Source organism: Streptomyces sp. NPDC057694 (assembly GCF_042799415.1).
In the GTDB taxonomy this organism is placed as follows: domain Bacteria; phylum Actinomycetota; class Actinomycetes; order Streptomycetales; family Streptomycetaceae; genus Streptomyces.
This window is the reverse complement of record NZ_JBHVIX010000039.1, coordinates 47,308-60,572: the sequence shown is the minus strand read 5'-3', so window position 1 is coordinate 60,572 and position 13,265 is coordinate 47,308. Positions and strand designations below refer to the sequence as shown.

Here is a 13,265-nt window from a genome sequence, read left to right as displayed (position 1 = left end):
TGATGGCGAGTTGATCGCGAGTCGCGTCAGGTATGGCCATACCACGTGAACGAGTTCGCTCGCGGAAAGCAACACGTTGATTCTCTGCGAGCCCTTAGGGGCCTACGAGCCTGCTGTTCCATCAACCTTGGTGGGCACAAGTCGAACCGGGCGCGCGACTCGCACTGACCCCGCGCCCCGGGGCCCCGGCCGCCCCGAGCGGCCAGGGCCCCGGGGACGTCCGAAATCGGCGAGTGAAACCCGCCCGTCCTGCCACGGCGATCATGTCCCGGACGTCACCATGGGCCGGTGACCGTCACCACCCACACCACCGGCCCCACCGCTACAACCGCGTTCCGCTGGGACTGGTATCAGCGGGCCCGCGCCCCCGGCGTCGAGTTGCTGGGCAGCCTCACCGGCGCCCGTCTTGCCGAGGTCGGCGCCGGGTCCGCGCGCCAGGCCGCCCACCTCGCCGTCACCACCGACGCGGCCCGCGTCGTCGCCCTGGACCAGGATCCGGCCCAGCACCAGCGCGGCCGCGAGCGGTACGGCACCTGCCCCGTCTCCAGCTAGTCCACGCCGACGCCGCCACCTACCTACACCGGCAGCCCCCAGCGTTCGATGTGGTCTACAGCGTGTTCGGCGCGCTCGACTTCACCGACCCGCACACCCTGTTGCCCGCCCTCGCGCACACCCTCCGGCCGGGCGGCCGCCTCGCCATGTCCACCCTCGCCCACTACCGCGGCGGCGACGCCCCGGAAAGCGACGTCCGCTGTGCCGCCATTCCCGTCCGGTACGCCGACGGCACCCGGTCCACGCTGCACCGGTGGGTACTCGACGTCCTGGTCTGGCACAAACTGCTCGACACCCACGGATTCGACGTCACCGATACCGAGACCGTCGCTGACCCCGGCGACGAACACGGCCCGCCCATGACGACGACCGTCCTGGGTGCCGTGCGCCGCTAGCGGCGTCGCCCGCCGCACAGGCGGCCGCGCCGGGGCTCCGCCTCATCGGCGGCCGCCAGCGCGCCCGGCAGGTCGAACGGCGGGTAGACCGCCCGCCACGACGGGGCCGGGTGGGGCGGGACGAGCAGGCGCCCGGTGCCGTACGCGGTCCGGCCGCACGGCCCGCCAACCGTAAGGAGTCGTGCGTGCTTCTGGCCGCGCACGCCGGGCCCAGAGCCGCACGTCTACGACACCGGAACGGGCGGGACAGACAGATCCGCACCACTGTTCGCGGAGCCCTCCACCCGGTAGCGGCCGCCTCATGGAGGTACTGGAGGCGGCGGGCGGGAAGCCGGAGCGGGCCCGCGGCCTGATCGTGCAGGCCCTTGAGGGCGGACGCATCGTGGACAACATCATCACCGGCCACTAGGGCGCCTACGTGATCTGCGCGGCGAGAAACGTCCCCGGTATCGAAGTCACCGTGCAACTGCTGGGCCGGCCGGGCGGTGACGGAAGGCGGCCTGTTCTCGGCCGAGATGACCAACGTGGCCGACAACGGCCCCGTCAGCGGCTACGGAGAGTCAGGGGTGTAGTGGAAGCCCCCTCCCCGGCCGGGAGAGCCTGAAGTCATCGGCGGGGGAGGGGGCGATCGAACCCGCCGCGCCCGTTAGGGGGAGCCCCCAGGACTATGGGCGCGGGCGCGGCGGGAGTTCAGCAGTGCGCGGTCTGTCCGTACAACGCGAGGGGGACGACGACCGCGGCGGCCACGACGGTCAGGCCGAAACAGAGCAGTAGTTGTCTCACCGTTGTCCGCCGATCGAGGAGGGGACCAGCAGTGCGAGAGCGGCCAGGCCGATCAAGATGCCGATGATGACGGGTCCGCTCACCGCGGGGGGACCGGCAGGTGCCAGGACGGCCCGTCCACGCCGCCGTAGGTGACGAGTTGTCCAGCTGGCGTGATGGTCAGCTCGAAGTCCTCACGTTCGATCTGCTCGGGCAGGACCCGGGATGCTTCCTCGACCGCGTCCCACACGCGGCGCGGCCCGGCCTGGCGAACCTGCCCCGACGCCTGCGCGATGGCGGCTGACCCGTCGGGCGTCCAGATCCCCACTGCCTCCAGGCGCCCGTCGTCGTCCTTCCACGAGCACGTCGTGTACCCCGGCAGGGCGATGGACAGGGCGAACTTGAGCCGGTCCAGCACCTCGTGCGGCGCGACGCTGCTCGGCTCGCTGGGGGCCTCGTGCACGGAGGCGAAATCCGGCACGTTCGCAGGGCCGCGCACGGACATGAAGAACGCCGGGATCGGCAGAAACGAGCCGTGGGCGAGTTCGGGGCCCTTGACCGTGAGGCTGATGATTCCGTAGCCCAGCGGCGCGACGATGCGGGTACCGAATTGGCTGCCTTGCTCCAGCAGTGCCGGCGGGATGTGCGTCAGGCCCACGGTCGCGATGATCCGGTCATACGGGGCACGTGCCGGATAGCCCTGCATGCCGTCGCCGGCAAAGACGACAGGGCGTTGCCCGGTCTGTTCCAGGCGCCGGACCGCCGCCTGGACGATGTCCACATCGGGCTCGACGCTGGCCAGCTCTTTGTCGCCGAGCTGGTCGCACAGCAGGGCAAGGTTGTAGCCGGTCCCGGTGCCGATCTCCAGCACGCGGTGCCCCGTGCGCACGTCGAGGGCTTCCAGCATCATCGCCATGACCGACGGCTGGCTGGAGGAACTGGTGGGCACCCCGCCTGCGTCGAGTTGCGTGGTCAGCGCCTCGTCGCTGTAGATGCGTTCCAGATAGCCTTCATCACCCCAGTTCACGGCGGCCCACGAGGCGTCGGCCTGCTGCTCGTAGAAACGCGGGACGAACACATGGCGCGGTACTCGGGCGAACGACTTGTGCCAGGGCGAGGCAACCTCGTCGAACAGGGTGTTGGCGAACTTTTCGCGGAGGTCCACCGCGGTCTCGGTGTCGGGCCAGATCACTCGGTGGCTCCTTGCAGGTAGTCGGCGCGTGCGGCGGCGATGGGCAGGCCGGTGCGGTTCTCCACCCACCCCCAGGTGCCGGCGGGGTTGTTCTCGAAGAACACCCATTCGCCCTCGGGGGTGACAGCGAAGTCGAAGCTGCCGAACACGATGCCGTAGGACGCCAGGAAGCGGCGTACAGCCGTGGCGACGTGCTCGGGGACCTTGCAGGTGTCGTAGGTGATGTGTTCGTAGTCGGTGCGCCAGTCGACGCCGGCCTTGTCGGAGGTGGTGTCGAGCCGGCCGCCGAAGATGCGGTCCCCGACGGCGACCAGGCGCACTTCGTGATCCTTGTCGATGCGCTCTTGGAAGTAGTGAGCCGTGGTGCGGATCGAGTCGTCGAAGGCGGCCGGGTCCACGACGTGGGTCGCCACCATCAGGTCGCGGTCCTCGCCGGCCTTCATGCGGCCCCCCGAGGATGGGCTTGCAGATCACCTCGCCGTTGATGCAGGCCGCCGGTGCTGCTGATCTGCCCACAACGGGCCGACCCTAGCGACGAGTTCAGCTTGCTGTGGCATACCGTCGACACCAACCCGCGTCACCCCCGACAACACTCCGGAGAGGACAGTAGGAATCATCTCTGACGGTTAGTCAGGTATCGAAGGTGCCAGACTAGAATGCCCGGAAACCCCTCCGCCGCATCCGAAGCAGTTACTCGGGGTGAGTCGGGCGCAGCATGACGGAGAAGACCGGTGAGTCGGAGAAGGGCTGTTGGTCGCCGACTTTGCGGTAGCCCCACGCTTCGTAGACGGCTTCGACAGCGCCGTTCCCGGCCTTCGGATTGACAAGGAGCGTGACGCGGCTCTCCGTTCGGTGCTGCAGCCACGCCTCGTGGAGCTGCCAGGCAACGCTTCGGCCGCGCCAGGGCTTGCGGACCACGATCTCGTTCAGGGATACGGTGCGCTTGCCGTCTTCCTTCGACGCGTCGGGAGTCAGCGGCGTGAGCATGTTGTGCCACCACTTGGTATCGGGAGCGAGGGCGGTGCCGAAGCAGAAGCCGACGGGCTGCCCGTCCTCGAATCCCATGACAGCCGTCCACCCTGGCCGTGACGAGTACGCGGAGAGCCGTTCGTCGAACCTCTCCACGTCATAGAAGGTGCCGGTCAGTCCAAAGTCGCGTTGACGTACCTCGACATGGATGTCGAGTATGTGCTGACGGAACTCGGGAAGATCCGCAGCAACGAAGTGCTTGACGTCGACCGTCACAGTTTCTGTTCTCCTTCGGTGTACCGGTGAGCCCACTCGACCGCGGCCTTGCTTCCCCGGGCGGTCTGTTCAATGCCTTGATCAAACTTACTTAGGAGTGTGCGAGTACGTGCGGACAGGGGCGAGCTCAGGATGGGCGAGGCCGTCGCGACTGCCTGCTCGGCTTCGCCCTGCGCAAGTTGAGCGAGAGCCAGGTGCACGCTGTAGTAGGTGCGGTTGCGTTGGAACTCGGGCCTGAGCAGGGTCAGGGTCTGATGCAGGTGGGCCTCGGATTCGTCGTGCCGGCCGAGCCGTGCCATGACGAGGGCAGACAGACCGCTGAGTTCGGCCCGGTCGAAGAACGACATCCAAGCGGGGCGCTCGCCGGCCCGGTCAGCACGTCCGTAGGCCCTTTCGGCGGTGTCCAGGGTCCGGCGTGCTGCTGCCTCCTGGCCGCGAATCGACGACAGGATCCCGGCGAGGCGCGCGCTGGCGAGCGAGCGGAACAGGGCGTCGTTGCGGCATACGTACGTACGCTGACCGGCTTCGGCTGCGGCCTGAGCCGTGTGTAGATGCTGTTGTTGAAGTGACAGTAGTGCGGCATGGCCCCACAGACGCATCTGCATCTCGCTGCTGCCGGCCATACCGGCGAGGGTCATTGCCCTGTCCAGGTGCCCCTGCGCGCGCTCGGTCATTTGGGCTTCCAGTGCTGCCCACAGCGCGGTACCGGTGAAGGCGGCCGCCAGGTAGTACAGGCGTGAGCGAACGCGTTGGCTGGCTTGGCCGACGGCCTGGAGGTCCATGGCGTGCTGGGCGTGGGCCAGTGCCCGCGTTTCCAGTTTGACGCCGGCCCCGGCCGTGTTGTCTTCGGCGACGAGCTTGGAGAAGTTGCGCTCCAGCCGGTCCGCATCTGTCATGCCGACCCTGTACGAGCCGCTTGCCGGAACTGAGGCAAGCAGTGCGGACGCCGAGAGAGAAGCGGTCGCTGATGTGAAAGTGCGTCGCCGCACTGGATCCTCCGATGGTGCTTGCGCGAATGCGGCGGGAGGGACGAACCCTAAATCCCGTGCAGATGTTCCGAATTCTGCTTCGAGAACGACGCGCTGTCTCTCCTGCGGCCAGCGAGTTTTTCCGGTTAACCAGTTGCGGACGTGTCGGTCAGTGATCTTGCCAGCCTGACCAGTCAGGTCGTAGATCCGCTGGTTCAGACGGTCCGCAAGACCTGCCTGAGTCAACCCGGCGTGCTCCATCTGGGCCGCTAGGTGTGGGTTCCCCGTCATGCGCCCACGGTATGTCCGGAGCTCGTCCCGTTCACCCTGGAGGGTAAAAATTTCCGGTTGGAGAGCGGCATTGTGCGTCTGAAATTGCCTGTCCACCGCTGTTAGTTGGGCGATTACCTAGGCGGTGCACGTCCCCGGTGGCGACGACAGCCACTCGACTCAGGGCCGAAGACGAGCAGGAGCTACCCATGCACTCCTCAACCGGCAGAGACAGCGCCGCGAACGGCGGAACGCTGACCCCAGAAGGAAAGCGGCGCGCGCGGCACGACGCCCTGTGCCGTCGCTCTCCCCTCAAGGTCACCGTCGAGCGGCACACTGAATCTGCCGGCGGTGACCTCGCCGAAGGAGACGCCCAAAAGCCGAGACAACTCCGTCGTCTCATCCGGGCAGCCCTCGCCTATTGGGGCCATCCTGAGGCGATCGAGACCGCGCAGCTCTTGCTGACCGAGCTCGTCACCAACGCCCTTCAGCACAGTTGTGGCCACAGCATCGCCGTCTGCGTCTCGATCGCGGATGGGCGATGCGTGATCGAGGTGAACGACGGCTCCCCTCTGCGTCCCGAGTTGCAGCATGCCGATCTCAGTGCCGAAGACGGAAGAGGCCTTCTTCTCGTCAAGGCCCTGTCCGAGGCATGGGGTGTCAGCGAGGACTGCACGACCACTTGGTGCGCTTTCCCCCTCACCGAAGGACCGACTGACATGAACTCCGCTCCGGCAACGGCGCCGGTGCTGCACGAGATCCGGCTGAAGCTTCCCGCGGACAGGAGTGCGGCAGGCTTAGCCCGCGTCCAAGCCCGGTACATGCTCGTATCGCTGGGCTGGCCCGGTAACGCGCATGCCGCCGTCGATGCGCTCCACCACCTGGTCGACAACGCGGTGCAGTACGGCCTTGACCCCGGGGCCGCCGGGCAGGCGCTTTCGGCCTGCTTAAGCATCACCGAAGCCCACGAACTACTCATCGACGTCACCGACCCGAACCCGACGTTCGCCGACTTCGACGACGCCGTCGCCGGGGAACGTGAGCGAGGCCTGTGGGGCATCGTGCGCCAAGGCGGCGAACTGAGCTGGTCTGCCAACCCGGACTTCACGAGCAAGACCGTCCGTGCCGTCCTCCGCCCCGGCCTGGTGGACCTGTGAGCGCCGCCGCCGTGCTGCCATCCGGCGCCGAGATGATGCAGTACCTGGTCGACTCCGCAGGCCCCGCCCGCGAGCCGGCCGCCGACATGGCCGAGCTGGCTGACGTCATCCGCAACCTGCTGGCCGTCGAAGCCGGGCGCGACACCGTGGTACACCTCGGAGGGAACCTCTTCGACGTCGTCATCACCGGCGGCGGCGTCCAGGCGCGCGCTGTCGCCGCGCTCATGGACGCGGTCCAGCTCGAGGGCGGATGCGGGCCCGTGATCGAGGATTCCGACCGTGGATGGCTGTACTGGCTGGTCCCGCCCGGATCCGCGGCCCGCTGGGAGCCGCACCCCTACGCCGTGTGTCTGGGCGCTCCGCACACGATCACGCTGCCGTCTCTGAACCGGCGTGTACCGCCGGGCCCGTACTGGATGCGTCCCTCGGCGAGCGACCGTCTCGTTCCGATGGGGCCGCTCCGCGAGGCCCTGGCGCAGCTTCGCCCCGAGCCGACACCTCATGCCGCCCTCGCGGCCCAGCTCGGCATATCCCCCTGAACACCGTGCTCGCCGTTTTACGTTCCCCCGCGGCGGCGAGCACGGGCTGACGGTCTGCCGCCCGAACGGGGCGGGTTCGGGCGGCAGACCCCTCTCGCTCCACGAACAGCGCGATGCCCCACGAGTTCTGTCCGGCGGCCCGGAGAGCTTGGGCCCAGGCCGTCGGGCAGGTACCACGCCTTGTGCTGCCGCAGTGCCTGCGGTACGTGCTGCACCAGCGCTATTGCAGTGCATACCGGGGGTCCTGCGGACTCTCCCGCCCATGCCAGGGCGGACCGACTACCGAGGAGTTCGAGTGTCGATCGCCGCAACAGAGAAACCCACGCAGCCGACCACCGCGGTTGCGGAGCCGGTGCCGGCCGAGGAGTGGGAGCTGAGCACCACCATCACCCGGACGCCGACGCCGATCGTCGAGGCCTGCGGCACCGGTGACGGCTGCCGCAAGACCTGTGCGTCGGCCTGCACGTCTACCTGACCCATCCTGCGTCGGTGCGGGCCAAGTTCCCGATCCTCCGCCCGCACCGACGCACCACCGACTGAGGACAGCTATGACGACTCGCCCCATCCTTCGCAGGCACGGTGACGTTCTGGTCGTGCGGGCCGCGGTCCTGCCCGTGCGGGCTCGTCCAACCAGCTGGCCCGATGCCTCTTCCGCGGACGAGTGCCGCCAGTGGCTCGCCACCATGTGGGCCGACGACGACTTCGTCGCTACCCTGCGCTCTGCCTCCTCGCGCTTGGTCAGCTTCGTGGAGCGCATCGTGAGCGACGAGGCGGGCCTTCCGCCGAAGCGAGTGACCAACGCGACCTTGTCGGTGGTCAGGTACCTTCTGCGCGCGATTTCCAGGCCGACACCCTTCGGCCTCTTCGCCGGTGTCGCCCTGGCCGAGTGCGGGCCGGTCGCTGCATCGTTCGGCACGGACCATCAGCTCATCGCGCGTCCCGACACCCTGTGGGTGGACCACGTGCGCCGAGACCTTCAGGAACGGCCGGATGTCCTGGCGCTCTTGTCCATTCAGGTCAACCCCCTTGCTTTCCGGCGCGGCGACACCATCGGAACACCGCGCTCAGGCGGACGCCTGGCGACAGCGCCGATCACCCGCCCGCTGGCTGTTCTCCTGGACGCCGCAGCCGAACCGGTCGCAGGCTGCCGCCTCATGGAGGTACTGGAGGAGGCGGGCGGGAAGCCGGAGCAAGCCCGCCGCCTGATCGTGCGGGCCCTTGAGGACGGATATCTGGTCAGCAGCCTTGAGGCGCCGATGACCGTAGTGCATCCCGTCGGCCACATCTTGCGCACCCTGCGCCCCCACGAGGACATGCTGAAGCCGGAGACGGTCGAGATCCTCGAACAACTGGGGAAGACGGCATTGCACCTGGCTCTGCACAACGATGCGGCCAACCTCAAGGAGTCGCACCAGCACCGCGAGATGGCCGATGCCCGGATGCGCGCCCTGCAGCCTGCGGACTGCCAGAGCCGGATCAGTCTCGACCTGCGCCTTGACGCGCAGGTGAGCGTCCCCCGGCAGGTCCTGGCCGAGGTGGAGCGTGCCGCCCACGCGCTGGTCCGCCTGACCCGCACCCGTGGGGAGTCGCCCGCCTGGGCCACCTATCAGACCCACTTTTGGGAGCGGTACGGCGCCGGGGTTCTGGTCCCGGTCCGTGATGCCGTTGACCTGGCCGCGGGTATCGGGCTTCCCGCCGACTATCCGATGTCGGTGTGGACTGACGAGCCCCTGAAGGTGATGCCGCGCGACGAGAAGCTCGCAGCACACGCGATGCGGGCAGCGATGAGCGGCGCGCGCGAGATCGTCCTCACCGAGCAGGACATCGACGACCTCGCCGACGACCAGCAGGAGAACCTGGCCGTTCCGCACGCGGAGATCGGGTTCAAGATCCGGGCCGCCAGCCAAGAAGCCGTGACCAACGGTGACTTCACGCTCGATGTGCGGCCGGCATGGACGACCGGCACCCTGTCCGGCCGTTTCGCGTCCGTACTCAAGAGCCGACTGTCAGACCCGTACAGGACACTGCCCACCATGACCGAGGGAGCGCTGTCCGCACAGCTCTCGTTCATGCCCTGCTTCCCGCACGCCCAGAACGTCGCCCGTATCCCGGCCCTGCTGCCGTACGTCATTTCTGTGGGCGAGATGGAGGCCGCAGGCGACGACGTGATCGGGGTCGATGACCTCGCTGTGTTCTCCACCGGCAGGCAGTTGCACCTGGTCAGCTTGTCCAGGCGGCGCGTTGTGGAGCCCCACGTGTTCCATCCGTTGGCTTTGGAGAAGCAGGCCCCGCCCCTGGCTCGCTTCCTGGCCATGCTCGGCCGCGGATTCGCCACGGCCTGGACGGCGTTCGACTGGGGGCCGGCCGCCGCCGCACTGCCCTACCTGCCGCGCGTGCGATATCGCCGCAGCATCCTGGCCCCGGCCCGATGGACGCTGTCCGACGCGGCGCTGCCGACCGGCGCGTTCGGGCCCGAATGGCATGAGGCGCTGAACGATTGGGCGGCCGAGTGGCATTGCCCGCCCCGGCTTGAGCTTGTCGACGACGATCGCACCGTGTGTGTGGACCTGGCCGAGCCGCTCCACGCTCGCCTCGTCCACCAGCATCTGCGGCGCCACAAGAGCGCCCTGTTCCGGGAGGCGGTGAGCGATGAAGACCTCGGCTGGATCGGGCACGCCCACGAGATCACCGTCCCGCTCGCCTCAATCTGTTCGCAGGAACCCCACCCGGACCTCTCCCACGCCCCAGTCGTGACGAACGAAGCCTTGGCGCATCCCGGGGACGCCGAACAGTCGTGGGTTCAGGCGAAAGTGTTCACGCACCCCACCGCGATGGACGAGATCATCAGCCGACGACTGCCCCACCTGCTTGAGCAACTCGGCACCGAGCGGGCGTGGTTCGTGCGATACCGGTCGCTGCAGGAGACGGACCACCTGCGGCTCAGGGTGCCCACGGGCGGGCCGGACGGGTACGCGGCCACCCTGCGGGCGCTGTCGCACTGGACGACGCAGCTCACCGCGGAACGGCTCGCCTCCCAGCTCGTCCTCGACGGCTACCGGCCCGAAACGGGCCGCTACAGCTCCATGGACATGGCCGAGGACCTGTTCGTCGCCGACAGTCTCGTCAGCCGCTACCTCCTGACCGACGTGCCCGGCCTCGAACGGGAGACGGTGTGCGCGTTCAGCATGATCGATCTGGCGCAGGGTTTCATGGGCGGGGACGAAGGCCGGACGTGGATGGCCGATGTCCCAGCCCGTGGTGAGGGACGCCACGACGTCACGAGGCAGGCACTCGATCAGGCGGACGCCGATCCCTTGTTCAACGCGTCGCCGCGCCTGGCCCAGGCACTGCGGCAGCGATGGGCCGCACTCAGCACCTACCTAGCCCGGGTCGAGGGAAGCCGCGTGGACCAGGTCCTCGAATCGCTGTTGCACATGCACCACAACCGGCTGATGGGCCCCGACCGGGAAAGCGAAGCCGTATCCCGTCTGGCCGCACGGCAGACGTGCCGGTCCCTGGTGATGAGGAGGCCCGTATGAGCGTCGATGACCTTGGCGGAGGGTTCGCCGGAACCGCCCTGTACGAGATGGTGTACGCCCGCGCCGGGGGAAACTGGAAGGCCGCCCACGTCGCGGCGAAGGCCCTCAACGCCCAGCCGGTCACCGCGCACCCGCAGCACGCGAACCTCTACCGGGGCGCGCCCGCCGTCGCCTACGTGCTGCACACCGCCGGCCACCGGGCCTACGCGCGGGCGCTCGCCGAACTCGACGCCGAAGTCGTCGCGATCGCCGCCGACCGCCTCCAGGCAGCCGAGCACCGCATGTACAGCAGAGTTCCCCCGTCCATGCTTGAGTACGACCTGATCAGCGGCCTCACTGGCCTCGGCGCCTATCTCCTGCACCGTGGCCGCGACAACGTCCTGGAGCAGGTCCTGCGCTACCTGGTGCGGCTGATCACCGAGCCGCTCACCGTCGACGGGCAGCAGGTCCCCGGATGGTGGGCATCCACCGACCCACGTGGCGCGCCCGGCACAGAGCAGTTCCTGCGCGGCCACGCCAACTTCGGGGTCGCGCACGGCTTCACCGGCCCGCTCGCCCTCCTCGCCCTGGCCCGCCGCACCGGATACACCGTCGCCGGGCACGACCAGGCCCTGGCCGAGGGCATCGCGCACCTCACACGCTGGGCGCAGCCCCTCAACGGTGGGGGCACCGGATGGCCCGAGTGCCTTCCCCTGGACACCTTCCTGAAGGGCCCCACCTCTGGGGCCGATCCGGGCCGCCCGTCGTGGTGCTACGGCACGCCCGGGATCGGCCGCGCCCTGCAACTCGCCGCGCTCGCCGTCCATGACGACCCGGCGCGCCGTCTCGCCGAAGGCGCAGTGTTCGAAGCGGTCACTGACCCTCGGCAGCTTGCACAGCTTGACGACATCGCGCTCTGCCACGGCTGGGCGGGACTTCTCCTGGCCGCCGACCGAATCGGATCAGACGCCGTCGCTCCTGACATCACCGCACAGTTGCCGGTTCTCCGCGCGCGCTTCGGCGATCTCTTGGTGCGGCACGAGATACCCGAGAACGGCGGCCTGCTCAGCGGCAACGCCGGCGTTCTCCTCACACTGCACTCCCTCGACGCCGCTCACCCCATCGGGTGGGAGACGTGCCTCCTCCTCGACTGAAAGCGATATGACTGTGAGCCAGACCCCCACGGCCGACGACCTGCGGAACGCACTTGTCGACGAGATCCTGGGCGGGCAGACGCTGCCCGCCCAGGTGGAGCAGGCGATGCGGCGCGTGCCCCGTGACGCCTTCCTCCCGGGCCTCGCGCTCGAGCAGGCGTACACCGACCAGGCCGTAACCATCAAGGACAACCCTGACGGCCCGCTCGCCCTGTCCTGCGCGTCCGTGCCCTCCGTCGTCGCGATGATGCTCGCCCAGCTCGATGCGCAGCCCGGCGACAACGTCCTTGAGGTCGGCGCCGGCACCGGCTACAACGCCGCGCTGCTCGCCGAACTCGTCGGCGCAGGACAGGTCACTACCGTCGACATCGACTCCGACGTGGCCCTGCACGCCCGCACCACCCTCAACAATGCGGGGTACTCGCGTGTCAAGGTCATCGAGCGTGACGGTCTGCTCAGCGTGTGGGAGAACGCCCCGTACGACGGGATCATCGCCACCGTCGGCGTCTGGGACATCCCGGTCGCCTGGTGGAACCAGTTGGCCGACGGCGGCCGGCTCGTGCTCCCGCTTCGCTGGCGCGGACAGACTCAAGCGGTCGCCCTGACCCGTCGCGGCAACTCGCTCGTCTCGGACGACATGGAACTGTGCGGCTTCGTGCCGATCATCGGGCAGAACGGCGAGAAGACGCAGTCGCTCAACGCCGGCAACACGATCCGCATCCACTACGACGAGGACCAGCCCGTCGACGTCGACGCACTGACCAACACCCTGACCGGCTCCTCGCCGCACGAGGTCCTGTCCGACACTCGGGTCGGCGGTGAGGAGCCGTTCGACGGGGTGTGGCTGCGTGCCACGGCGAGCGACGACCGCGTGTGCCGCCTGGAAGTCGCCCCCGAGGCGCTGGAGAAGGGCCTGGTGCGCAGGCCCGTCATCCCCGTCCGCAGCCCCGCTCTGGTTGACGGAGGCTCTCTCGCCTATCTGATCGTTCACCGGGAAGGCGCCGACCCTGAGCGTCCGTTCCTGCTGGGAGCGGCCGCGTACGGGCCGAACGGAAAGACCCTCGCTCACGATCTGATCGCGCACATCGAGGCGTGGGGAGCCGACCGCACCGCGGTTCCACGACTGACCGTCACGCCGACCGTCGACGCGGCCGGGGGCTTGCCGGGTCACATGATCAGCAAGCCGGAGAGCCAGCTCACGCTCACCTACTGACTCACGACACCCACTCTCAGGATCGTTCTTGCCCAATTGGGCAAGAACGATCCTGAAGCGTTTTCGAGGACGCTCAGCCACAGGTGTAACAATCCGCCGCAGAGAACGGCTGCGAGGCGGCCGACAGCTCGAAGAAGCACTGACTCACGGCCCCGACCCGCTCCACCTCACCAAAGGCGCTGCGCGACGATGTGCCGCAGGCGGCTCACCTTGCAGTGGTCAACGGGCTCGTCCCGCCCTCGAAGCCGAGCCGTACGTGATTGCATTGAGCGATGCCGTACCCCAGGTCAGGGCGTGCGA

Annotated in this window: 12 protein-coding genes; 8 read left to right on the top strand and 4 right to left on the bottom strand. The window is 68.5% G+C overall.

Features of this window, described 5'->3' with window-relative positions; genetic code table 11:
- The first annotated feature begins 288 nt into the window (after positions 1 to 288).
- Together ACFVDP_RS41775 and ACFVDP_RS41770 are read left to right on the top strand one after the other, a co-directional pair.
- Positions 289 to 552: a hypothetical protein gene (locus ACFVDP_RS41775; protein ID WP_383502427.1), complete on the top strand. Its 264-nt coding sequence runs from the start codon at positions 289 to 291 to the stop codon at positions 550 to 552.
- A gap of 50 nt (positions 553 to 602) precedes the next feature.
- The gene (locus ACFVDP_RS41770; protein WP_383502424.1) at positions 603 to 947 is read left to right on the top strand and encodes a hypothetical protein; all 345 of its coding nucleotides are present in this window, start codon (positions 603 to 605) and stop codon (positions 945 to 947) included.
- Between the two features lie 862 nt (positions 948 to 1,809).
- Here the strand turns inward: ACFVDP_RS41770 and ACFVDP_RS41765 are convergent.
- The 4 genes from ACFVDP_RS41765 to ACFVDP_RS41750 form a co-directional block, all read right to left on the bottom strand.
- Positions 1,810 to 2,901 (bottom strand): methyltransferase domain-containing protein, encoded by a 1,092-nt coding sequence (locus ACFVDP_RS41765; RefSeq protein ID WP_383502421.1) that lies wholly within the window; start codon positions 2,899 to 2,901, stop codon positions 1,810 to 1,812.
- Positions 2,898 to 3,344 carry a hypothetical protein gene (locus ACFVDP_RS41760; protein WP_383502418.1) on the bottom strand — a complete coding sequence of 149 codons (447 nt, stop codon included), beginning with the start codon at positions 3,342 to 3,344 and terminating at the stop codon, positions 2,898 to 2,900. The genes ACFVDP_RS41765 and ACFVDP_RS41760 overlap by 4 nt, the downstream gene beginning before the upstream one ends.
- Before the next feature lie 247 nt (positions 3,345 to 3,591).
- Positions 3,592 to 4,146 (bottom strand): GNAT family N-acetyltransferase, encoded by a 555-nt coding sequence (locus tag ACFVDP_RS41755; protein ID WP_383502415.1) that lies wholly within the window; start codon positions 4,144 to 4,146, stop codon positions 3,592 to 3,594.
- Positions 4,143 to 5,042: a hypothetical protein gene (locus tag ACFVDP_RS41750; protein ID WP_383502412.1), complete on the bottom strand. Its 900-nt coding sequence runs from the start codon at positions 5,040 to 5,042 to the stop codon at positions 4,143 to 4,145. Before ACFVDP_RS41750 ends, ACFVDP_RS41755 begins: the two co-directional genes overlap by 4 nt.
- Positions 5,043 to 5,593: 551 nt before the next feature.
- Here ACFVDP_RS41750 and ACFVDP_RS41745 point away from each other — a divergent pair.
- The 6 genes from ACFVDP_RS41745 to fxlM all read left to right on the top strand — a co-directional run bounded on the left by ACFVDP_RS41745 (position 5,594) and on the right by fxlM (position 12,965).
- The gene (locus ACFVDP_RS41745) at positions 5,594 to 6,541 is read left to right on the top strand and encodes an ATP-binding protein (RefSeq protein ID WP_383502408.1); all 948 of its coding nucleotides are present in this window, start codon (positions 5,594 to 5,596) and stop codon (positions 6,539 to 6,541) included.
- Entirely contained in the window at positions 6,538 to 7,080 is a 543-nt protein-coding gene (locus tag ACFVDP_RS41740) for a hypothetical protein (protein WP_383502405.1), read from the top strand. Before ACFVDP_RS41745 ends, ACFVDP_RS41740 begins: the two co-directional genes overlap by 4 nt.
- Before the next feature lie 295 nt (positions 7,081 to 7,375).
- Complete coding sequence (locus ACFVDP_RS41735) at positions 7,376 to 7,555, top strand: FxLD family lantipeptide (RefSeq protein ID WP_383502402.1); 180 nt, start codon at positions 7,376 to 7,378, stop codon at positions 7,553 to 7,555.
- 73 nt (positions 7,556 to 7,628) lie between these two features.
- The gene (locus tag ACFVDP_RS41730) at positions 7,629 to 10,619 is read left to right on the top strand and encodes a lantibiotic dehydratase (RefSeq protein WP_383502399.1); all 2,991 of its coding nucleotides are present in this window, start codon (positions 7,629 to 7,631) and stop codon (positions 10,617 to 10,619) included.
- Positions 10,616 to 11,752 carry a lanthionine synthetase C family protein gene (locus ACFVDP_RS41725; protein ID WP_383502396.1) on the top strand — a complete coding sequence of 379 codons (1,137 nt, stop codon included), beginning with the start codon at positions 10,616 to 10,618 and terminating at the stop codon, positions 11,750 to 11,752. The genes ACFVDP_RS41730 and ACFVDP_RS41725 overlap by 4 nt, the downstream gene beginning before the upstream one ends.
- Before the next feature lie 7 nt (positions 11,753 to 11,759).
- Positions 11,760 to 12,965, top strand: coding sequence for a methyltransferase, FxLD system (fxlM, locus tag ACFVDP_RS41720; RefSeq protein WP_383502393.1), 1,206 nt, complete (start codon positions 11,760 to 11,762; stop codon positions 12,963 to 12,965).
- Positions 12,966 to 13,265 lie beyond the last annotated feature (300 nt).